This window comes from Pseudomonas anatoliensis (genome assembly GCF_017976235.1).
Classification (GTDB): Bacteria; Pseudomonadota; Gammaproteobacteria; order Pseudomonadales; family Pseudomonadaceae; genus Aquipseudomonas; species Aquipseudomonas anatoliensis.
Genome location: NZ_JACVHC010000005.1, coordinates 352613 through 374334, shown reverse-complemented (window position 1 = coordinate 374334; position 21722 = coordinate 352613). Strand labels below are relative to the sequence as shown.

Below are 21722 nucleotides of genomic sequence, written 5' to 3'. Positions count from 1 at the left end.
TCCTCTCTAAAAATTGTTCAGGCGGACGGACGCGAGGCTTTCTCGACGTGTCCGGACAGACCGAAGCGGCGATCCAGCTCATCGAGCACGGCCTGCGGATGCTGCCCCAGTTGGGCGAGCATGACCATGCTGTGGAACCACAGGTCGGCGGTCTCGTAGATCACATCGCTGCAGTCGCCACTGATAGCGGCGTCCTTGGCGGCAATAATGGTTTCGACCGACTCTTCGCCGACTTTCTCCAGAATCTTGTTCAGGCCCTTGTGATACAGGCTGGCCACATACGAGCTGTCGGCCGCTGCGCCTTTGCGCTCTTCCAGTACCTGAGCGAGGCGCGTCAGAGTGTCACTCATGTTTGTGTCCTGCGGAATAGATTGCGTGCGGGTCTTTCAGCACCGGGTCGACCGTTTTCCAGTCGCCGTTTTCAAAGACACGGTAAAAGCAGCTTTGACGGCCGGTATGGCAAGCGATGTCGCCGATCTGTTCGACCATCAGGATGATCACGTCGGCGTCACAGTCCAGACGCATTTCATGCAGGGTCTGTACGTGGCCGGACTCTTCGCCCTTGCGCCATAGCTTGCCACGGGAACGTGACCAGTAGATTGCACGGTTTTCCGCGGCGGTCAGCTCGAGCGCTTCGCGGTTCATCCAGGCCATCATCAGCACGCGTCCGGTCTTGTGATCCTGGGCAATCGCCGGCACCAGGCCATCAGCGTCCCATTTGATCTCGTCCAGCCAGTTTTTCATCTTCAATTCCCGAAACGCAGCTACAAGCTTTGAGCTTCAAGCTGCAAGTAAAAGCAGATTGCGGTGTTTCAGTATCGTCAGGCTTGCAGCTCGCAGCTTATAACTTGCAGCTGATTCGTGCTATCGGCGAACGACCAGATACAAACCGACGGCCACCATGATTCCCGCAGGCCAATGCCCCAGTTCGTGCAGCGGACCACCGATGGCGAGAATTACCCCGCCCGCCAGATGGGCGCAACCGAGCAGGCGCAGGAACCAGTCGTCCTTGCGTTTGTGCCACGGCGGCGGTGGGTCGTAGGCGTGTGGCTGCGACATGCGCTCGAGCAGATCGCGCGCCATGTTGGCCAGGTGCGGCAGTTGTTCGAACTGGCTCTGCACGTTGCCGAGCAAGGCTTTCGGGCTGACGCGCTCGCGCATCCAGCGCTCAAGGAACGGCTGCGCGGTGTTCCACAGATCCAGATCGGGATAGAGCTGACGGCCGAGACCTTCGATGTTCAGCAAGGTCTTCTGCAGCAAAACCAACTGCGGCTGCACTTCCATGTTGAAGCGCCGCGCCGTCTGGAACAGGCGCATCAGCACCTGGCCGAATGAAATATCTTTTAACGGTTTTTCGAAGATCGGTTCGCACACGGTACGGATCGCCGCTTCGAATTCGTTGAGCTTGGTTTCTGCCGGCACCCAGCCCGAATCAATGTGCAACTGCGCCACGCGGCGGTAGTCGCGCTTGAAGAAGGCGAACAGGTTGCGTGCCAGATAATCCTGGTCTTCCGGGGTCAGGCTGCCGACGATGCCGCAGTCGATCGCGATGTACTGCGGGCTCCACGGGTTAACCGTGCTGACGAAAATGTTGCCCGGGTGCATGTCGGCGTGGAAGAAACTGTCGCGGAACACCTGGGTGAAGAAGATCTCGACGCCGCGCTCGGCGAGCATTTTCATGTCGGTGCGCTGATCGGCGAGGGTTGCCAGATCCGTCACCTGAATCCCGTAGATGCGCTCCATCACCAGCACTTTCGGCCGGCACCAGTCCCAATAGACTTGCGGCACGTAGAGCAGCGGCGAACCTTCGAAGTTGCGCTTCAACTGGCTGGCGTTGGCGGCCTCGCGCAGCAGGTCGAGTTCGTCGTAGATGGTTTTTTCGTAGTCCTGCACCACGTCCACCGGGTGCAACAGACGCGCGTCGGCCGAGAGTTTTTCAGCCGCGCGAGCGAGGATGAACAGCCACGCCAGATCCTGCGCGATGATTGGCTTCAAGCCCGGGCGGATCACCTTGACCACCACTTCTTCGCCGGTTTTCAGCTGCGCGGCATGTACCTGCGCCACCGAGGCCGAGGCCAGCGGCTCGACGTCGAAACGGCTGAACACTTCGCTGATCTTCTTGCCAAGCTGTTCTTCGATCAGCTTGATCGACAGCTGCGAGTCGAACGGCGGCACGCGATCCTGCAGCAGCATCAGCTCATCGGCGATGTCTTCGGGCAACAGGTCGCGGCGGGTCGAGAGAATCTGTCCGAACTTGATGAAAATCGGCCCCAGATCCTGCAACGCCAGACGCAATCGCGCGCCTCGGCTCAGCTCCAGCGTCTTGCGCGGGAACCAGCGCCACGGCAGCACATAACGCAGCGCCAGGAGAAACCAGGGCAGCGGCAGATCGAACAGCAGGTCATCGAGGCGGTAGCGGATCACGACGGACTGGATGCGCAGCAGACGGCGGACGGCGAGCAGCTTCATGCGTTATCGCTTGGGTCGAGGGATCGGGAAAGGCGCTCGAAGCGCGCCTCGAGACGTTCCAGATCAAGTTTGATCCGGTCCAGTTCGCTGAACCGCGCTTCGGCTTCGCGCTGCCCGACGAGGGTGCGCGATTCTTCGGCGAGGTACTCGGCGAGGTTCTGGTTGAGGCTGGCAAATCCTTGTTGGTACCAGCGCGCGCGGCTGCGCAGATGACCGCCAACCAGTTGCGTGGCGACCGGGCCGAGCCAGCGCGAGAGTTCGTACTCCCAGTCCAGCTCAAGGTCCTGCAACACGCCGGCCAGCTCCAGCAGCACGCCGCTGTCGCCATCAAGCTCGACTTCCGGGGCGTGCAGCACCGCGGTCTTGTCTTTGCTCAGGGCCAGTTTCAGCAGGCTGGACGCCGGGGCGCGCAGGGTGCAATCGACGCCGGTTTCCCAGTGCGAGGCCAGCATCAGGCCTTCGTCGCTGGGCAAAATGAACAACTGCAATGCCGGGTTGCGGCAATCGACGGCAATCACCTTGCCGGTCAAATGCGCCAGCCGCGGCAGCGCCGTGCTGTCGAGACGCAGCACCCGGTTCAGGCCGAGTTCAACGCTGGCGAGCAGCCCGGTGAGCAGCATCAGGGCTTGATGCCGCGGTGCAGGGCGACGATGCCGGCGGTCATGTTGTGATAGGTCACGCGGTCGAACCCGGCGTCGACCATCATCGACTTCAGGGTTTCTTGATTCGGGTGCATGCGGATCGATTCGGCCAGGTAACGATAGCTTTCCGAGTCGTTGGTGATCAGCTTGCCCATCAGCGGCATGAAGGCGAACGAGTAAGCATCGTAGGCTTTGGACATCAGCGCGTTGGTCGGCTTGGAGAACTCCAGCACCAGCAGACGACCGCCGGGCTTGAGCACACGCAGCATCGAGCGCAGGGCGTCTTCCTTGTGCGTGACGTTGCGCAGACCGAAGGCGATGGTTACGCAGTCGAAATGATTGTCAGGAAACGGCAGTTTTTCTGCGTCGGCCTGGACGAATTCGACGTTGCCCGCCACACCCAGATCCAGCAGGCGGTCACGGCCGACCTTGAGCATGGATTCGTTGATGTCGGCCAATACCACTTGGCCGGTCGGGCCAACGAGGTGCGAAAACTTTTTGGTCAGGTCACCGGTGCCGCCGGCGATGTCGAGCACGCGATTTCCGCTGCGCACGCCCGAGAGTTCGATCGCGAAACGCTTCCACAAACGGTGCATGCCGCCCGACAGAAGGTCATTCATCAGGTCGTACTTGGCGGCTACGGAGTGGAACACCTCAGCGACTTTTTCCGCTTTCTGGCTTTCCGGAACGTTTTTGAAGCCGAAGTGAGTGGTGGGTTCGGCATCGCTGCCTTTGCGCTGATCAGTCATATCGCTGTCACCAAAAGAGAATGCGCGACATTCTAATCCCCAAGCCATGCTTTGTCTTGGAATGGCTAAAGGTAAGATGGGCAACCTTCGGGACGATTTGCCGCAGACGCGGTCAAGATTTACCGACAAGCATTCATAGCTGTATTCAAAAAGAAGGAGTCACCCAATGGCCAAAATCAGTGTTGAGCGTGCCCACAGCCTGGGCAAGGAAGCCGCCCGCGAGAAGGCCGATAATCTGGCCAAAAAGCTAAATGAACAATACGGCCTGGAGCCGCAATGGTCGGGCGACGTATTGAATCTCAAGCGTTCGGGTGTGAAAGGCGCGGTGCATGTTGGCGATGACTCGATCCGCGTCGACGTGGAACTGGGCCTGATGATGTCGGCCATGAGCGGCATGATCAAAGCCGAGATCGAGAAGGCTTTGGATAAAGCGCTGGTCTGAAAGTCAAAAGATCGCAGCCTTCGGCAACTCCTACATTGAATTGTGACCCCCGTAGGAGCTGCCGAAGGCTGCGATCTTTTCATTCGGGCACCACCGATTCATGTCAGTTGTTAGGGTGCCGTTTCTAATTTTTCTACTTACTTTGTGCCTGAGCCCGACACTTTCGCGGGCAGTTCCTCAAACCTTCTGCGCGTGAGGTGCACCATGGCCAAAGTAATTTTGAAGAAAAAAATCGACGTCTCGACTTCTGCTCTGAGCGACGTCAAATCCTATGCCCGCAAGATCTGGCTGGCAGGCCTGGGCGCCTACGCCAAGGTTGGCCAAGAGGGCGGCGAGTACTTTCAAGAGTTGATCAAGGCTGGTCAAACTGTTGAAAAGAAAGGCAAAAAGGTAGTCACCGAAAAACTCGAAGCGGCCAATGCCGAAATCGACGAAGCCCGCGATGAAGTCAGTTCTTTCAAAGGTCGCGTCGAAGTTCAGCTCGACAAGGTCGAGAAGGCATTCGACACCCGCGTGGCAAGCGCCTTGAATCGTATCGGCATTCCGTCTAAACATGACGTTGAGACACTCTCTGCTAAGCTCGATGAGCTGACGGCATTGCTCGAACGCGTCGCGCGTAAATCTTAAGGAGAACGGGATGGCTGGTAAAAAGAACACCGATAAAGAAGGCAGCTCGTGGATTGGGAAGGTCGAAGACTACTCCCGCAAAATCTGGCTGGCTGGTTTAGGCGTGTACTCGAAGATCGACACTGACGGCAGCAAGCTCTTCGATACATTGGTCAAAGACGGCGAGAAAGCCGAGAAGCTCACCAAGTCTGCAGTCGGCAAAAAAGTCGATGCCGCCAAGGATTCTGCTTCTTCTGCCAAGTCGCGCATCAGCGGCGTGAAAGATCGCGCACTGGGCAAGTGGGATGAGCTGGAAGGGGCTTTCGACAAGCGCCTGAACAGCGCGATTTCGCGCCTGGGCGTACCGAGCCGCAATGAGGTCAAGGCCCTGCACAGCAAGGTTGAAACCTTGACCAAGCAGATCGAAAAACTCACCGGCGAGAAGGCGCGTCCTGTAGCGGCGAAAACCGCTGCGGCAAAACCGGCAGCTAAAACTGCAGCGGCCAAGCCAGCAGCCAAAACCGCGGCCAAGCCATTGGTCAAAGCGGCTGCCAAACCTGCGGCGAAAGCCAAGGCTGCGGTTAAATCCGTAGCGAAAACGGCTGCCGCCAAACCTGCTGCAAAAGCAGCCACCAAACCGGTTGCTGCCGCCAAGACCGCTGCCAAAGCCGTTGCCAAACCTGCAGCAAAAGCAGCAGCCAAGCCAGCCGCGAAAACCGCTGCCGCCAAACCTGCTACCAAGCCAGCGGCCAAACCGGCTGCAGCGAAGAAGCCGGCAGTGAAAAAACCGGCCGCGCCGAAAGCCGCTGCGCCAAAACCGGCCGCTCCAGCAGCCAAGCCTGCAACCCCGGCAACCCCGGCCAGCGCGTCGAACTCCGCCGCTGCACCGACCCCGGTTGCAACTCCGACTGCTGCATCGACCCCGTCGACGCCAACCAGTCAGTCCTGATTTTTCAGGGCAAAACAAAACGCCCAGCCTGTGAAGGTCGGGCGTTTTTGTTTGAAGATCAAAAGATCGCAGCCTTCGGCAGCTCCTACAGAGGTACACATTCCCCGGTAGGAGCTGCCGAAGGCTGCGATCTTTTGATTCCGGGCTACTCGTGGTCTTCGAGGTATTGCAAAGCCATCCGCTCCGTCGCCACCTTCACCGGCGGCAGCAAGTGCGGCGCCACCAGCATCATGATCTGATAAACCACCAACCTGACCTCACCCTCTCGATCAAGAATCCGCTGATAGTCCAGCGAAAACAGCAACGTCATGGTGATCTGCTCCACCAGTTGCCCCAACGCCTGGGTATCACTGACCAACTGCCCCGAAGCCTTCAATCGCGCCAATAACGACGCCAGCGTGCGCTTCAACGCATTGAGCAAATGACGAATGCCCTTCGCGAGTTTCGGCAATCGCCCCGCCAGGTTCGACAGGTCCTGAAACAGGAACCGGTATTGCGCCAGCCGCTCGACGATCAAATGCAAAAACAGCCAGTAATCCTCCGGCGCCAACTCTACGTCCGGCGGTGGATCCAGCAGCGGTGCCAGTTCATTCTGGAAGCGATCGAACAGCCCGAGTATCAGCGGTTCCTTGCCGTGAAAGTGGTAGTAGAGGTTGCCGGGGCTGATCCCCATTTCGTTGGCAACTTCCATGGTGGAAACGTTCGGCTCGCCCTTTTCGTTGAACAATTGCAGAGCACATTCGAGAATCCGGTCGCGGGTTTTCATCCAGTCTTCTTAGAAAAGGTCGGTTAAGCGTCAGCGCACACGCACGTAAGTACCGGGTGCTGCCTCCATCGGTGGATAGTTCGGGTTGCCGAGGGGCATCTGGGTTTCGTGCTGGGCGCCCGAGCGCTGCTGAATCCATTCCAGCCACTGCGGCCACCAGCTGCCGTCGACGTGTTTGCCGTCGTAGTACCAGGCGCGCGGGTCGCTGCTCATCTTGCCGTTCTCGACATACGCGGCTTTCGGGTTGCTTGGCGGGTTGAGAATACTCTGCACATGGCCGCTGTTGGACAGCACGAAACGCCGTTCCCCACCCAGTAACAGGGTCGAGCGATACACCGCATCCCACGGCGTGATGTGGTCGTTCATGCCGGCGACGCTGAAGCTGTCGACCGTGACTTTCTGCAGGTCAATCGGCGTGCCGCACACTTCCAGCCCGCCCGGATGGGTCAGCGGGTTGTGCTTGAAGAAATCCAGCAAGTCGCCGTGAAAGGCGGCCGGCAGGCGAGTGTTGTCGTTGTTCCAGTAAAGAATGTCGAAGGCCGGCGGCTCTTTGCCCAGCAGGTAGTTATTGACGAAGTAGCTCCAGATCAAATCGTTGGGGCGCATCCAGGCGAAGATCCTGGCCATGTCGCGACCATCCAGCACGCCTTTTTGATAGGAGCGACGCTTGGCGGCTTCGAGGGTCTGCTCATCGGCAAACAGCGTGGCCGGGGTTTCGATCTGGCTGTCGAGCAGGCTGACCAGGTAGGTGGCGCTGGAGATGCGGCGCAACTGGCGCTTGGCTTGCAAGTGACCTTGCAGTGCGGCGATGGTCAGGCCGCCGGCACAGGCGCCCATCAGGTTGACCTCGCGGGCGCCGGTGATCGCCCGGCACACGTTCATCGCTTCTTCCACGGCCTCCACATACGTCGACAAGCCCCACTCGCGGTGGCGCACATCCGGGTTGCGCCAGCTGATCATGAAAGTCTGCAGGCCGTTCTTCAGGGCGTACTGCACGAAGCTGTTGTGCGGGCTGAGGTCGAAAATGTAGTACTTGTTGATTTGCGGCGGCACCACCAGCAGCGGCTTGGCGTACTGTTTTTCGCTCATCGGCTTGTACTGGATAAGCTCGAGCATCTCGTTGCGAAACACCACCGAGCCTGGCGTGGTGGCAACCGTCTTACCGACCTCGAAAGCCTGACGGGTCACCTGCCGTGGCAGGCCATCGTTGTGCAGCAAATCATCAAACAAATGACTGAGGCCACGCACCAGACTGTTGCCGCCGGAGTTGAACAGCTCCTTGATCGCCAGCGGGTTGAGCAGGGTGTTGGACGGCGCCACGGCGTCGTTGAGCAGGGTGAAGGCGAAGTGCGCGCGGGCGCGGTCGTCCGGGTTCATGTTGCTGTCGTCGATCCAGCTCTTGACCTGCTTCTGCCAGGCCAGATACGCCTGCAGACTGCGCCGATAAAATGGATTGAGGCTCCACGCCGGATCGGCAAAACGGCCGTCCTGCGGATTGGTCGGATGCAGGGTCTCGCCAAGCAAAACGCGACCAAGCTGGCCACCCAGTTTCAGAGCGTGTTTTGCGCTGTGGAGGGGGTTGCGCAGGCCGTGCGCGGCGACACTGCGCAGCGTCGAGATCATATCCCGACCACGCAGGCCGGTGATCGCACTTTGTGCGTTGATGAAAACGGCTGGGCTGGGCACTACGCCCTTCGCTGGTTTGTCGCGCATGACTCAACACTCCTTCGTCTTCAGGCCAAAAACAAACTCACCGAACCAGAACACCATAGACGCTGTTATGGGTTGCTGCCTGCGCGGCGTCCTGCCGCGCACTCTGCATAAAGCCCTGCATAAAGCCCTGCATAAAGCCTGCCGCAGCGATTAACCGCCCAGCGGTGTCGGGTGCGGGTGCATCACCGCTCGCTGACGTTCCTCCTGGAGGAATTTCATGATGATCGGTGCCACAGCTTCGGCGCGGGTAATCAGGAACAAATGGCCGTCGTCGATGATGTGCAACTGGGCGTTGGGAATTCGCCAGGCGAGCATGCGCATATTGATCAACGGGATCAGCGGATCGTCGTCGCCGGCCAGCACCAGCGTCGGTTGATGGATCTTGTGCAGCCAGTGAATGCTGGTCCAGCCAAGGCCGGCGAACAGTTGCCAATAGTAACCGAGCTTGCCTGCCGAACGCACTTTCGCGGCATGGCTGGCAGCCAGCGTCGGGTCGCGGCGAAACGAGCCGCCGTAGATCAGCGGCGCGATGCGGATCACATGGGACGGCTGGATGTAGCGCCTGGGACTTGCCATCATCCACAGCACTTTCGGCTTGCCCGGCACCATCACGGCACCGGCAGCGGTCGCCGCCAGCACCAGTTTCTTGCAGCGCTCGGGGTAGTCGTAGGCGAATTGCTGCGCGAGCGCGCCGCCCCACGACACGCCGATCACGTTGACCTGACCGTAGTCCAGATAATCGAGCATCCGCGACGTCAGTTTGGCCAGGCCAGGAAAACGATAGGGCCGATTGGGCGTCGAGGAACCGCCGACACCGGGCACGTCGAAGGCGATCACTTCCAGATCCGGGTCCAGCGCCGCGACAAATGGAAACACCAGCTCCAGGTTGGCGCCGATGCCGTTGAAAATCAGCAAGGGCGTCAAGTGAGGCTTGCCGGGGCGTACCGCCGTGCGGAGGGTCTGGCCATCCAGCTCGACGGTACGGAATATGAACGGTTGCGGCATGCGTCAGGCCCTGTGGATTTAAATTCACCATCCCCCCGTGTAGGAGCTGCCGCAGGCTGCGATCTTTTGATCTTGATTGTAAAAAACAGAATCAAAAGATCGCAGCCTGCGGCAGCTCCTACAAGGACGGGTGGTGTCAGTTACCGCTCGTGTACGTAAGTGCCCGGCGACGCTTCGCCCGCCGGGTAAGCCTTGTTGCCCAGTTTGGTCGGGGCCTTTTTCAGGTTGCCCGCCCGTTCGGCCTGCCACGCCTGCCAGTGCAACCACCAGGAATCGGTGTGCTTGGTCGAGTTCTCTTGCCAGTCTTCGGCATTGGCGGCCATTTCTTCGCCGGTCATGTATCGGGACTTCGGGTTGCCCGGCGGGTTCAGAATGCTTTGGATATGGCCGCTGCTCGACAACACGAACTCCACTTTGCCACCGAACAATTGCGCCGACTTGTAGCAAGACTTCCACGGGGTGATGTGGTCGTTGGTGCCGGCCAGCGAAAAGATGTCGGCAGTGACCTGCTTGAGGTCGATCGGTGTGCCGCACACTTCCAGTGCATTGGGGCGAATCAGTGGGTTGTTTTTGAACATCTCGATCAGGTCGCCGTGGAACGCTGCCGGCAACCGTGTGGTGTCGTTGTTCCAGAACAGGATGTCGAACACCGGCGGCTCGTTGCCGAGCAGGTAATTATTGACCCAGTAGTTCCAGATCAGGTCGTTGGGGCGCATCCACGCGAAGACCTTGGCCATGTCTTTGCCCTCAAGCACACCGGCCTGATACGAATGGCGCTTGGCGGTCTCCAGGGTCTGCTCGTCGACGAACAGGGCGACGTCGCTGTCCAGCGTAGTGTCGAGCACGCTGACCAGCAGGGTCAGAGCGTTGACCTTGTTCTGGCCGAGCGCCGCATAGTGGCCGAGCAGGGCGGTGCAGGTGATGCCGCCGGAGCAGGCGCCGAGCATGTTGATGTCTTTGCTGCCGGTGATCGCGGTGACCACGTCGACCGCTTCTTTCAGCGCATCGATATACGTCGACAGGCCCCACTCGCGCTGCGCCTTGGTCGGATTACGCCAGCTGACGATGAACGTTTGTACGTTGTTGCGCAGGCAGAAACGCGCCAGGCTCTTGTCCGGGCTCAGGTCGAATACGTAGAACTTGTTGATCTGTGGCGGCACCACCAACAGTGGCCGCTCGTGGACTTGCTCGGTGATCGGCCGGTACTGGATCAGCTCCAGCACATCGTTGCGAAACACTACCGCGCCTTCAGTCACGCCCAGGCTCTTGCCGACCTCGAACGCGCCCATGTTGACCTGGCTCGGCATGCCACCGTTGTGCACCAGATCCTTGGCCAGATGGGAGAGGCCGTCGAGCAGGCTTTTGCCACCGGTTTCGAAGAAGCGCTTGACCGCTGCAGGGTTGGCCGCGGTGTTGGTCGGGGCCATGGCCTCGGTCATCAGGTTAATGACGAAGTGGCCGCGCGCGATATCTTTGGGCGACAGGCTGCTGTCGTCGATCCAGGCATGGAGTTCCTTGCGCCACGCCAGATAGGTTTGCAGATAACGTTTGTAGAGCGGGTTCTGGCTCCACGCAGGATCAGCGAAACGACGGTCATCGCCTGCCGGTTGCAGTTCGGATTTACCAAACAGCACGTTCTTCAGTTCGAGGCCGAAATGGGTGACGTGCCTGACGCTATGGATCGGTTGTTTGATGGCCTGTTTCAGCACCATACGAGCAGAGGCCAGCAGATCCTTTCCGCGCAGCCCAACGACGGGATTAAGCCCCAGGGTGTTTTCCGAGGCTTGGTACTTCAGGTCATCGTTATTCTTGTTACTCATCTACGACGCTCCATTGTCCTGAGACGAGTACCCGGTTTTCTGCTGTGCAGTTCCACAGCGATTGCCAGGTACTACTGCTCGGGTGACCGTTAATTCTGCATAGCTGCTTTACAGTCGTAGAGCACTGCAGGGAACTTGCCAGCTCCATTGGTTACCCGAGTTTAATTTTTTTCGCAAGCGGGCCGATCCTCGACGCCGCAGCGGAGCATTCAAACAGATGAAGTTAGAAAATGCCCTCTAAAGAGCACGACCCTCGGACTAGAGCATCAGCTTGACGATCGACTCGTCCGGATCACGGGTTTTACCAGCGGCTTTGAGCTCGGCCAGATAATCGGCCCAGAGTGCGTCATGACGTCGCCCCAGCTCATAGAGATATTCCCAAGTGAACAAGCCGCTGTCGTGGCCGTCATCGAAGGTCAGTTTCAGTGCGTAGTGACCGGCCGGTTCCAGCTTGGTCAGACCGACATTGAGCTTGCCGAATTGCAGGATGGGTTTGCCGTGGCCCTGGACCTCGGCGGAGGGAGAGTGCACGCGCAGAAATTCCGCGGGCAGGGTGAACTCCTCGCCGGACGCGTAGGTGAGCGTCAGGGTTTTCGAGGCTTTGTGCAGCTTGATGTCGGTGGGGATAGTAGTCATTGCAGGTCATCCGACTGAGTGAAACACCCAGTAGGAGCTGCCGAAGGCTGCGATCTTTTGACTTTGCTCTTCAAAAAACACGATCAAAAATCGCAGCCTGCGGCAGCTCCTACAGGGAGAAGTGACCTACAGGATATAACGGGACAGGTCTTCGTTCTGTGCCAATTCGCCGAGGTGGCTGTTGACGTATTCAGCGTCGATCAGGATCACCTTGTCATCGTGAGTGCTGGCCAGATCGCCGGCACTGAACGACACCTCTTCCAGCAGACGCTCGAGCAGCGTGTGCAGACGACGGGCACCGATGTTCTCGGTTTTCTCGTTGACCTGCCAAGCGATCTCGGCGATGCGCTTGATGCCTTCGGGCTGGAACTCGATGTTCAGGCCTTCGGTTTTCAGCAGCGCGCAATATTGCTCGGTGAGCGAGGCATGCGGTTCGCTGAGGATGCGTTCGAAGTCTTCCGGGCTCAGGGCTTTGAGTTCGACGCGGATCGGCAGACGGCCTTGCAGCTCCGGCACCAGATCGCTCGGCTTGCTCAGGTGGAATGCGCCGGACGCGATGAACAGGATGTGGTCAGTCTTGACCATGCCCAGTTTGGTGTTGACGGTGCAGCCTTCAATCAGTGGCAGCAGGTCGCGCTGCACGCCTTCACGGGACACGTCGACGCCGCCGGAGTTACCGCGCTTGGCCACTTTGTCGATCTCGTCGATAAACACGATGCCGTGCTGTTCGACAGCTTCCAGCGCCTTGGCCTTCAACTCTTCTTCGTTGACCAGACGCCCGGCTTCTTCGTCGCGCACCAGTTTCAGCGCTTCTTTGACCTTGAGCTTGCGCGACTTCTTCTTGCCCTTGCCCATGTTGGCAAACAGGCTTTGCAACTGGTTGGTCATCTCTTCCATGCCTGGCGGCGTGGCGATCTCGATGCCGGCCACTTCGGCGACTTCGATCTCGATTTCCTTGTCGTCCAGCTGACCTTCGCGCAGGCGCTTGCGGAACAGCTGGCGGGTGTTGGAATCCGAGCTTGGCGCGTCTTCGTTGCTGAAACCCATGCGCGCCGGCGGCAGCAGCGCGTCGAGGATACGGTCTTCGGCGGCATCCTCGGCGCGGTGGCGAACGCGGGACATTTCCTGTTCGCGCAGCATCTTGATCGCTGCATCGGCCAGATCACGGATGATCGACTCGACGTCACGGCCGACGTAGCCGACCTCGGTGAACTTGGTCGCTTCGACCTTGATGAACGGCGCGTTGGCGAGTTTCGCCAGACGACGGGCGATCTCGGTTTTACCGACACCGGTCGGGCCGATCATCAGAATGTTCTTCGGGGTCACTTCAACGCGCAGCTCTTCAGGCAGCTGCATGCGGCGCCAGCGGTTGCGCAGGGCAATCGCGACGGCGCGCTTGGCATCGTCCTGGCCGATGATATGGCGGTTGAGTTCGTGGACGATTTCGCGGGGAGTCATGGACATAATTTTTGGCGGTCCTCAAGCAGAAAAAAGCCGTGGCACGGGGCCGAGTCAGGCTTCTTCAGCGAGATCCTGCTCCTCAATGGTCTGAGTGTGGTTGGTGAATACACAGATGTCGGCGGCGATACCGAGTGCGGTTTCGACGATTTCGCGAGCCGACAGATCGGTCTTTTTCAGCAGCGCGCTGGCCGCAGCCTGGGCGTAACCGCCACCGGAGCCCATGGCGATCAGGCCGTTTTCCGGTTCGACCACGTCACCGTTGCCGGTGATGATCAAGGAGGCGTCTTTGTTGGCGACCGCGAGCATGGCTTCGAGGCGGCTGAGGGAGCGGTCGGTGCGCCATTCTTTGGCGAGTTCGACAGCGGCGCGGATCAGGTGGCCCTGATGTTTCTCGAGCTGGCCTTCAAAGCGTTCAAACAAAGTGAAGGCGTCGGCGGTGGCACCGGCAAAACCGGCGATGACCTGGCCGTGGTACAGGCGACGAACTTTCTTCGCGTTGCCTTTCATCACGGTGTTGCCGAGAGAAACCTGGCCGTCGCCGCCCATGACGACTTTGCCGTGGCGGCGGACTGAAACGATGGTGGTCAAGGGAAGAGTCTCCACGCAGCGGGGCGAAAATGCCTATGCCCATTCATATGGGGGTGGTGGAGAGGATTTCAACCGGGGAGGGCGTGGAGGGACGAACGGCGACCCCCTGCAGGAGCTGCCGAAGGCTGCGATCTTTTGATCTTGATCTGAAACAAAATCAAAAGATCGCAGCCTTCGGCAGCTCCTACAGGGGATTTGTGGCGCCCGTGTGGGAGGAAATCAGCGGCTCTGGCGTTGTTGTAACAACAGGTTGCTAAAACCGCTGCCGGCCAGTTGTTTCTGCGCCGTGGTCAGCTGTTCACGGTTGCTGAACGGGCCGACCAGTACGCGATACCAGGTTTCATCCTTCACCGTGCCCGACTCAACCGCAACCGCCTGGCCGAGCAAAATGATCTGCGCACGAACCTTGTCCGCATCTGCCTCTTTGCGGAACGAACCGGCCTGGAGGAAGAATTTGGTCACCGGCGCTGCTTTCACCGGAGGTGCCGGCGGCGGGGTAATGCCCGCCAGTGCTGCCTGAGCCCGCGCAGTGTCGATTTTTGCTGCTTCCGCCGGGGTCACCGGTGTGGTCGGCACTTGCGGCGTCGGCAGGGTTTTCTCCGGTACGGCATCCGCCGGCACGATCACTTCCGATTCCGGCAGCAAAGTGTAGAAGTCGTACTTCGGCTTCACCGGTTGTGTCGGGCTCGGCGGGGTCTTGTTGGCCTCGGCGATTTTCGCTTTTTGCTGTTGCTCGACCTTCTCGCGCTTGACCGTGTCGCTGCCCTTGCCAGGCTCCAGCTTCATCAGGAACACGATGAACGCACCGACCGTCAGGCCGATGGCCATCCACAGCCAGCCCGGAATCGGCTGCTTCGCAGGCGCCTGATAACGGCTGGCGCCACGTTTGGGTGCAGGTTTTTTCTTGGCAGCCAACTTACATACGCTCCAGAGTTTCCAGACCCAACAGCTCCAGGCCTTGCTTGAGGGTGCGACCGGTCAACGCGGCCAGACGCAGACGGCTCTGCATCTGAGCCGGGGTTTCGGCGGCGAGGATCGGGCAGTTCTCGTAGAAGCTCGAGAACAGGCCGGCGACGTCGTACAGGTAGGTGCAAAGAATGTGCGGCGTGCCTTTATCGGACACGTTGTTCAACACTTCGCCGAACTGCGCCAGCTTCGCTGCGAGCTCATGTTCGTGTGCCGCTTCGAGGACGATCTGGCCGTCGACTTCGCTGAAGTCCTTGCCCAGTTTGCGGAATACACCGGCCACACGGGTGTAGGCGTAGAGCAGATACGGCGCGGTGTTGCCTTCAAAGTTCAGCATCAAGTCGAAGTTGAAGCTGTAGTCGCTGGTGCGGTGTTTCGACAGATCGGCGTATTTCACCGCACCGATGCCGACGACCTTGGCGATGTTGCGCAGCTCGTCTTCGGCAAGCTCCGGGTTCTTCTCTTTCACCAGGTTGTAGGCGCGATCCTGAGCCTCGGTCAGCAGATCGATCAGCTTCACGGTGCCGCCGTCACGGGTTTTGAACGGACGGCCATCGGCGCCGTTCATGGTGCCGAAGCCCATGTGCTCCATTTCCATCGGATGGGTCACGAAACCGGCCTTGCGCGCCACGGCAAACACTTGCTGGAAGTGCAGGGCCTGACGTTGATCGACGAAGTACAACGCACGGTCGGCTTTCAGTTTGCCGCTGCGATAGCGCACGGCCGCCAGGTCTGTGGTGGCGTAGAGATAACCGCCGTCAGCCTTGACGATGATCACCGGCAGCGGGTCGCCGTCGGCATTCTTGAACTCATCGAGGAACACGCACTGGGCGCCGTTGCTCTCGACCAGCATGCCGGCCGCTTTCAGGTCGTTGACCACATTGATCAGGTCGTCGTTGTAGGCGCTTTCGCCCATCACGTCGGCCATGGTCAGTTTGACGTTGAGCAGCTCGTAGATCTTCTGGCAGTGCGACAGCGAGATGTCCTTGAACTTGGTCCACAGCGCCAGACACTCGGCGTCGCCGGCCTGCAACTTGACCACCAGACCACGGGCGCGGTCGGCGAATTCGGCGGACTCGTCGAAACGCTGCTTGGCGGCGCGGTAGAAGTTTTCCAGGTCCGACAACTCGTCGCTGGTGATCGGGTTCTCTTGCAGATAGGCCATCAGCATGCCGAACTGGGTGCCCCAGTCGCCGACGTGGTTCTGACGGATCACTTCGTCGCCGAGAAACTCGAGCACGCGTGCCACACCATCGCCAATGATGGTCGAGCGCAAGTGGCCGACGTGCATCTCTTTGGCCAGGTTCGGCGCAGACAGGTCGACCACGGTGCGCTGCGCAGGACCTGCCTTGCGCACCCCGACATGGGCGTCGGCCAAGGCAGCGTCGAGTCGCGAAGCCAGCGCCTGAGTGTTCTGGAAGAAGTTGATGAAGCCCGGGCCGGCGATTTCGGCCTTGGTGACGTTTTCGTCGGCGGGCAGCGCAGCGATGATTTTTTCCGCCAGATCGCGCGGCTTCATGCCTGCAGGCTTGGCCAGCATCATCGCGATGTTGCTGGCGAAGTCGCCGTGAGTCTTGTCACGAGCGTTCTCCACCTGAATCGCCGGCGACAGGCCTTCAGGCAACACACCTTCGTTGACGAGTTGGGTGAGGGCTTGTTGGATCAGCTGGCGAATGGTGTCTTTCATGGTCTTCTCTTTCGACCGCAAGCGCGGCGGCGCATCGATGCGCGGGTGGAAAAACTGGGCATTATCCGTTGCGAAGACGGGCTTGCCAACCTTAGCAGGCAGCTTATGGATATGTGGTGACATTAAGATCAAAAGATCGCAGCCTGCGGCAGCTCCTACACAGGGAATCGCATTTCACTGTAGGAGCTGGCGCAGGCTGCGATCTCTTGATCTTCAATACAAGTCGACGGGATCAACGTCCAGCGACCATCGCACCGCCCGCCCGCTCGGCATCTGCTCCAGGACCAGCAACCAACTGGCCAGCAGCCGGTGCAGCGGTGCCCGCGCCGTCGCCTGCAACAGCAACTGCGCGCGATAACGCCCAGCGCGCCGCTCCATCGGCGCCGGCACCGGCCCAAGCAGTTCAATCCCGTTCAGCCCCTGCTCGACCAGTAAACGCTCGGCCTCGCTGCACGCCTCATCGAGAAAACCCTCGGCCTGCCCCGGTTTATGCGCTTCGGCACGCAACAGCGCCAAATGCGCGAATGGCGGCAGACCGGCGGCGCGGCGCTCGCTCAAGGCTTGTTCGGCAAAGGCGAAATAACCCTGTTCGGTCAGTTGCACCAATAAAGGATGGTCGGCGAGGTGGGTCTGAATGATCACCTTGCCCGGCTCTTCCGCCCGGCCGGCGCGTCCGGCGACCTGCACGATCAACTGCGCCATGCGCTCGCTGGCGCGGAAGTCGCCGGAGAACAAGCCACCGTCGGCATCGAGAATCGACACCAGCGTCACCCGCGGAAAATGGTGCCCCTTGGCCAACATCTGCGTGCCGACCAGAATGCATGGCTGGCCCTTCTGGATCGTCGCGAACAGCTGATTCATCGCGTCCTTGCGCGAAGTGCTGTCGCGGTCGACCCGCAGCACCGGGTAATCCGGGAACAGAATCGCCAGGCGTTCCTCTGCGCGCTCGGTACCGGCGCCGACCGGGCGCAGATCGACCTTGTTGCACTTCGGGCACTGGCGCGGCGTGCGCTCGACGTAGCCGCAGTGGTGGCAGCGCAGTTCGCCGTGGCGCTGGTGCACGGTCATCCGCGCATCGCAGCGCGAACATTCAGACATCCAGCCGCAATCGTGACAAAGCAGCGTTGGTGCAAAACCGCGACGGTTGAGAAATACCAGCACCTGTTGCCCATTTGCCAGGGTCTGGCCAATGGCTTGCTGCATCGGCCCGGAAATCCCGCTGTCGAGTGGGCGGCTTTTCACATCCAGACGCAGGAAGCGCGGTTGCTTGGCACCGCCGGCCCGCTCGTTCAGGCGTAGCAGGCCATAACGGCCGGTGTAGGCGTTGTGCAGGCTTTCCAGCGAAGGCGTGGCGGAGCCGAGGACGATCGGGATGTTTTCCTGTCGTGCGCGCACCAGCGCCAGATCACGGGCGTGGTAGCGCAAGCCTTCCTGCTGTTTATAGGAGCCGTCGTGTTCTTCGTCGATGATGATCAACCCCGGATTCTTCATCGGGGTGAACAGTGCCGAGCGGGTGCCGATAATAATGTCGGCCTCGCCGTCGCGGGCGGCGAGCCAGGCCTCGAGGCGCTCGCGATCGTTGACGGCCGAGTGGATCAGGGCGATCCGTGCGTTGAAACGTTGTTCGAAGCGCGCCAGCGTCTGCGGACCGAGGTTGATCTCCGGGATCAGCACCAGCGCCTGTTTGCCGGCCTCGAGGGTTTCGCGGATCAGTTGCAAATAGACTTCGGTTTTGCCGCTGCCGGTGACGCCAGCCAGCAGGAACGCGTGATAACTGTCGAAGCCTGCGCGAATCGCCTCATACGCGGCGCGCTGCTCGGTGTTGAGCGGCAACTCCGGTTGCGCCAGCCAATGTTCATGGCGTGCGCCGGGTGCATGGCGGCGGATTTCCACCTGTACCAGATTTTTCGCCAGCAGCAGATCGAGACTGTCCTTGCTCAGCATCAATTTGCTCAGCAATTGATGGGCGACACCGTGAGGGTGTTGGGCCAGTGTGGTCAAAGCTTCACGCTGCCGCGGTGCACGGGCGATGCGCGGATCATCGACGCTGGCGCCCGGCATGACCGACCAGAAACGCTCCTGCCGGGCTTCGGCCAGTTCACCCTGACGCAGTAGCACCGGCAGCGCCCAGCTCAAGGTGTCGCCGAGGCTGTGCTGATAATACTGGGATGTCCACAGGCACAGCTTGAACAGCGCCGGTGGCAGCGGCGGAGTGGCATCGAGCAGGGCCAGCGCCGGTTTGAGTTTCTCCACCGGCACTTCGCTGGTGTCAGTCACCTCCACCAGAATCCCGATCATCTCGCGTCGGCCGAAAGGTACCCGCAGGCGCATACCTGGTTGCAACTGCTCGCGCAGCACGCCGGCCGGCGCTCGATAGTCGAACAGGCGGCGCAAAGGCGAAGGCAGGGCGAGGCGCAAAATGGCGTCGGGCACGCGGGGGGATCTCGATCAACAGGCGGTAAAAAGGGAACAGGCACATAACCCTGTAGGAGTGGGCCTGCTCGCGATAGCGGTGTGTCAGACGACATAAATGTCGGGTGGCCGACCGCTATCGCGAGCAGGCTCACTCCTACAAGGGGATCGCGTATTGGGTCGGGAGCCTAGCAGACGGTCGGTCTCAGTGACAGCTTGCGTGATTGCAAAGGTCTGGTAGAATCCGCGGCCTAATTACGTGCGGTATTCAACAATAGTGTTGGATGGCGGCACGCTAGCTGAGGAAGACACCATGAAAGCTGATATCCACCCGAATTACCCAGTCATCGCTGTTACCTGCAGCTGTGGCAACAAGTTTGAAACCCGTTCGACTTTCGGCAAAGCTCTGCCAATCGACGTTTGCAACGAATGCCACCCGTTCTACACCGGTAAGCAAAAGACTCTGGACACTGGCGGCCGCGTTCAGCGCTTCGCAGACCGTTTCGGTGCTTTCGGCAAGAAACCTGCTGCTGCAGAGTAAGGTTGAAGAGCCCGGTGGGCTTTTCCTCGCTGCTGAAAAAGGCGTCCCTTGCGGGCGCCTTTTTTATGCCTGCGATTTGGCTTTCCACCGCCCTTGCATACTGCCCGGCACCGGTCGGACTGACGCAAATCGCCGTGCAGCGCGTGGTCGATGGCGACACCTTGCGCCTGAGCGACGGCCGCAGCGTGCGGATGATCGGCCTCAATACGCCTGAGCTCGGCAAGCAGGGTCGCAGCGACGAGCCATTCGCTGTTGCTGCACGTAAACGCCTGGAAACGCTGGTGGCCGACAGCGGCGGGCGTGTCGGTGTGCTTCCCGGCAAAGAGTCCAAAGACCATTACGGCCGCACGCTGGCTCATATCTACAGCGCCAGCGGCGCTAATCTCGAAGCACAAATGCTCGCCGATGGCCTGGGTTTTCAGGTCGCGGTGGCGCCGAATGTCGATCTTGTTGCCTGTCAGCAAACGGCTGAACGCGACGCGCGACAGGCGGGTCGAGGGCTCTGGCGGCGATCACCTGTACTGAAAGCGGAGCAGATCCAGCGCTCGGGTTTCGCCGTGGTCAGTGGTCGTGTGAGCAAAGTGCAACGCAATCGCGGTGGAATCTGGATCGATTTGCAGGACTCGCTTGTATTGCGCGTTGCACCCAATCTGGTCGGACAATTCGACAATGCCCGCTTGCAAGCACTGAAGGGCAAGCAAATCGAGGCGCGTGGCTGGGTGGTCGATCGTTCTCGACGCGGCGGATTGAAACCGGGTCAACCGCGTTGGCTGCTGCCACTGACCGATCCTTCCATGCTGCAGAGCGCACGCTGAAGAAAAATTGTAGACATTTTTTCTGTCGATTGTGAACAGTCAAGCCCTTGTGCGCCGTGGCTCTTGGCCCAAAGTCGTAGGGCAGGCCGCTTGACAGGGGTGACCGCTCAGTCTTGTGGGGACTTTGCGAGGCGCGTATCCTCGCTGACCAGTCTGTCCAACAGTAAAAAAGCGGAATGCCAAAATGTCTGATCTGAAAACTGCCGCTCTCGAATACCATGCTCATCCTCGTCCAGGGAAGCTGAGTGTCGAGCTCACCAAGGCCACTGCTACCGCCCGCGACCTGTCGCTGGCCTACAGCCCCGGCGTAGCTGAACCAGTGCGCGAGATCGCTCGCGATCCTGAACTGGCCTACAAGTACACCGGCAAGGGCAACCTGGTTGCAGTCATTTCCGATGGCACCGCGATTCTCGGCCTGGGTAACCTCGGCCCATTGGCTTCCAAGCCAGTCATGGAAGGTAAAGGCGTGCTGTTCAAGCGCTTTGCCGGCATCGACGTTTTCGACATCGAAGTCGACTCCGAAAGCCCGCAAGCCTTCATCGACACCGTCAAGCGTATCTCCATCACCTTCGGTGGCATCAACCTGGAAGACATCAAGGCCCCTGAGTGCTTTGAGATCGAACGTGCTCTGATCGAGCAGTGCGACATTCCGGTATTCCACGATGACCAGCACGGCACCGCAATCGTGACCGCTGCGGGCATGATCAACGCCCTGGAAATCGCTGGCAAAACCCTGCCGGAAGCGAAGATCGTTTGCCTGGGCGCAGGCGCTGCCGCCATCTCCTGCATGAAGTTGCTGGTGAGCATGGGCGCAAGCATCGAAAACATCTTCATGGTTGACCGTACCGGCGTGATCCACTCCGGCCGTGACGACCTGAACCAGTACAAAGCCGTGTTCGCCCACGCTACTGAAAAACGCACCTTGGCTGATGCTCTGCAAGGCGCTGACGTATTCGTCGGCCTGTCCGGTCCGAACCTGCTGAGCGCTGAAGGCCTGCTGTCGATGGCGGCAAACCCGATCGTGTTCGCGTGCTCGAACCCGGATCCGGAAATCTCCCCGGAACTGGCTCACGCCACCCGTAGCGACGTGATCATGGCGACCGGCCGTTCGGACTACCCGAACCAGGTCAACAACGTTCTGGGCTTCCCGTTCATCTTCCGCGGTGCCCTGGACGTTCGCGCCAAGCGCATCAACGAAGAAATGAAAGTGGCTGCCGCCAACGCCCTGCGCGAACTGGCCAAACTGCCAGTGCCTCAGGACGTGTGCGATGCCTACGGTGGTGCTCCGCTGGAATTCGGCCGTGAGTACATCATTCCGAAGCCAATGGACAAGCGCCTGATCACCCTGATCTCCGACGCTGTGGCCAAAGCCGCAATCGAGACTGGTGTGGCAACCCTGCCGTATCCGAAGAACTACCCGCTGAAAAGCGTGGATGACGTGTTCAACGGCTAAGTC

The 21722-nt window shown here is 59.9% G+C and carries 21 protein-coding genes; 6 read left to right on the top strand and 15 right to left on the bottom strand.

Annotation, left to right across the window (positions count from 1 at the left end; genetic code table 11):
• Positions 1 to 17: 17 nt before the first annotated feature.
• The 5 genes from ICA16_RS18510 to ubiE all read right to left on the bottom strand — a co-directional run bounded on the left by ICA16_RS18510 (position 18) and on the right by ubiE (position 3859).
• Positions 18 to 350, bottom strand: a complete 333-nt coding sequence (locus ICA16_RS18510; protein ID WP_003220849.1) for a phosphoribosyl-ATP diphosphatase — start codon at positions 348 to 350, stop codon at positions 18 to 20.
• Positions 343 to 744 carry a phosphoribosyl-AMP cyclohydrolase gene (hisI, locus tag ICA16_RS18505; RefSeq protein WP_007909357.1) on the bottom strand — a complete coding sequence of 134 codons (402 nt, stop codon included), beginning with the start codon at positions 742 to 744 and terminating at the stop codon, positions 343 to 345. Before hisI ends, ICA16_RS18510 begins: the two co-directional genes overlap by 8 nt.
• 120 nt (positions 745 to 864) lie before the next feature.
• Positions 865 to 2469, bottom strand: a complete 1605-nt coding sequence (gene ubiB, locus ICA16_RS18500) for a ubiquinone biosynthesis regulatory protein kinase UbiB (protein ID WP_210701216.1) — start codon at positions 2467 to 2469, stop codon at positions 865 to 867.
• The gene (locus tag ICA16_RS18495) at positions 2466 to 3089 is read right to left on the bottom strand and encodes a ubiquinone biosynthesis accessory factor UbiJ (protein ID WP_150604822.1); all 624 of its coding nucleotides are present in this window, start codon (positions 3087 to 3089) and stop codon (positions 2466 to 2468) included. Before ICA16_RS18495 ends, ubiB begins: the two co-directional genes overlap by 4 nt.
• Positions 3089 to 3859, bottom strand: a complete 771-nt coding sequence (gene ubiE, locus ICA16_RS18490; RefSeq protein WP_008080626.1) for a bifunctional demethylmenaquinone methyltransferase/2-methoxy-6-polyprenyl-1,4-benzoquinol methylase UbiE — start codon at positions 3857 to 3859, stop codon at positions 3089 to 3091. The genes ICA16_RS18495 and ubiE overlap by 1 nt, the downstream gene beginning before the upstream one ends.
• Before the next feature lie 166 nt (positions 3860 to 4025).
• On the opposite strand from ubiE, the gene ICA16_RS18485 reads away from it, so the two are divergent.
• The 3 genes from ICA16_RS18485 (at position 4026) to ICA16_RS18475 (ending at position 5856) form a co-directional block, all read left to right on the top strand.
• On the top strand, positions 4026 to 4301 hold the full coding sequence (locus ICA16_RS18485) for a polyhydroxyalkanoic acid system family protein (protein ID WP_150617481.1): 276 nt from the start codon (positions 4026 to 4028) through the stop codon (positions 4299 to 4301).
• A gap of 204 nt (positions 4302 to 4505) precedes the next feature.
• Positions 4506 to 4928, top strand: coding sequence for a phasin family protein (locus tag ICA16_RS18480; RefSeq protein WP_042557249.1), 423 nt, complete (start codon positions 4506 to 4508; stop codon positions 4926 to 4928).
• A gap of 10 nt (positions 4929 to 4938) precedes the next feature.
• On the top strand, positions 4939 to 5856 hold the full coding sequence (locus tag ICA16_RS18475) for a phasin family protein (RefSeq protein ID WP_210701215.1): 918 nt from the start codon (positions 4939 to 4941) through the stop codon (positions 5854 to 5856).
• A 145-nt stretch (positions 5857 to 6001) separates the two neighbouring features.
• Here the strand turns inward: ICA16_RS18475 and ICA16_RS18470 are convergent, their stop codons facing one another.
• The 10 genes from ICA16_RS18470 to ICA16_RS18425 all read right to left on the bottom strand — a co-directional run bounded on the left by ICA16_RS18470 (position 6002) and on the right by ICA16_RS18425 (position 18931).
• Positions 6002 to 6622: a TetR/AcrR family transcriptional regulator gene (locus ICA16_RS18470; protein WP_150604825.1), complete on the bottom strand. Its 621-nt coding sequence runs from the start codon at positions 6620 to 6622 to the stop codon at positions 6002 to 6004.
• A 30-nt stretch (positions 6623 to 6652) separates the two neighbouring features.
• On the bottom strand, positions 6653 to 8335 hold the full coding sequence (gene phaC / locus ICA16_RS18465) for a class II poly(R)-hydroxyalkanoic acid synthase (protein WP_210701214.1): 1683 nt from the start codon (positions 8333 to 8335) through the stop codon (positions 6653 to 6655).
• Between the two features lie 150 nt (positions 8336 to 8485).
• A complete protein-coding gene (gene phaZ / locus ICA16_RS18460; RefSeq protein WP_150604827.1) occupies positions 8486 to 9340 on the bottom strand; it encodes a poly(3-hydroxyalkanoate) depolymerase in 855 nt (284 codons plus the stop codon).
• A 140-nt stretch (positions 9341 to 9480) separates the two neighbouring features.
• Positions 9481 to 11160: a class II poly(R)-hydroxyalkanoic acid synthase gene (gene phaC, locus ICA16_RS18455; protein WP_150604828.1), complete on the bottom strand. Its 1680-nt coding sequence runs from the start codon at positions 11158 to 11160 to the stop codon at positions 9481 to 9483.
• Between the two features lie 258 nt (positions 11161 to 11418).
• Positions 11419 to 11796 (bottom strand): gamma-butyrobetaine hydroxylase family protein, encoded by a 378-nt coding sequence (locus tag ICA16_RS18450; RefSeq protein WP_210554326.1) that lies wholly within the window; start codon positions 11794 to 11796, stop codon positions 11419 to 11421.
• A 126-nt stretch (positions 11797 to 11922) separates the two neighbouring features.
• A complete protein-coding gene (hslU, locus tag ICA16_RS18445; protein WP_150604830.1) occupies positions 11923 to 13260 on the bottom strand; it encodes an ATP-dependent protease ATPase subunit HslU in 1338 nt (445 codons plus the stop codon).
• 48 nt (positions 13261 to 13308) lie between these two features.
• Positions 13309 to 13845, bottom strand: a complete 537-nt coding sequence (gene hslV / locus ICA16_RS18440) for an ATP-dependent protease subunit HslV (RefSeq protein WP_003220875.1) — start codon at positions 13843 to 13845, stop codon at positions 13309 to 13311.
• Between the two features lie 219 nt (positions 13846 to 14064).
• Positions 14065 to 14760, bottom strand: coding sequence for an SPOR domain-containing protein (locus tag ICA16_RS18435; RefSeq protein WP_150593934.1), 696 nt, complete (start codon positions 14758 to 14760; stop codon positions 14065 to 14067).
• 1 nt (position 14761) lies between these two features.
• Positions 14762 to 16498, bottom strand: a complete 1737-nt coding sequence (gene argS / locus ICA16_RS18430; protein ID WP_210701213.1) for an arginine--tRNA ligase — start codon at positions 16496 to 16498, stop codon at positions 14762 to 14764.
• Positions 16499 to 16711: 213 nt separating this feature from the next.
• Entirely contained in the window at positions 16712 to 18931 is a 2220-nt protein-coding gene (locus ICA16_RS18425; protein WP_210554324.1) for a primosomal protein N', read from the bottom strand.
• Positions 18932 to 19223: 292 nt separating this feature from the next.
• Here ICA16_RS18425 and rpmE point away from each other — a divergent pair, with 292 nt between their 5' ends.
• From rpmE to ICA16_RS18410, 3 genes are all read left to right on the top strand, one after another.
• A complete protein-coding gene (gene rpmE, locus ICA16_RS18420; RefSeq protein WP_016984589.1) occupies positions 19224 to 19451 on the top strand; it encodes a 50S ribosomal protein L31 in 228 nt (75 codons plus the stop codon).
• A gap of 65 nt (positions 19452 to 19516) precedes the next feature.
• Complete coding sequence (locus tag ICA16_RS18415) at positions 19517 to 20266, top strand: thermonuclease family protein (RefSeq protein ID WP_215731871.1); 750 nt, start codon at positions 19517 to 19519, stop codon at positions 20264 to 20266.
• A gap of 184 nt (positions 20267 to 20450) precedes the next feature.
• On the top strand, positions 20451 to 21719 hold the full coding sequence (locus ICA16_RS18410) for a malic enzyme-like NAD(P)-binding protein (RefSeq protein WP_150604834.1): 1269 nt from the start codon (positions 20451 to 20453) through the stop codon (positions 21717 to 21719).
• The last annotated feature ends 3 nt before the right edge of the window (positions 21720 to 21722 follow it).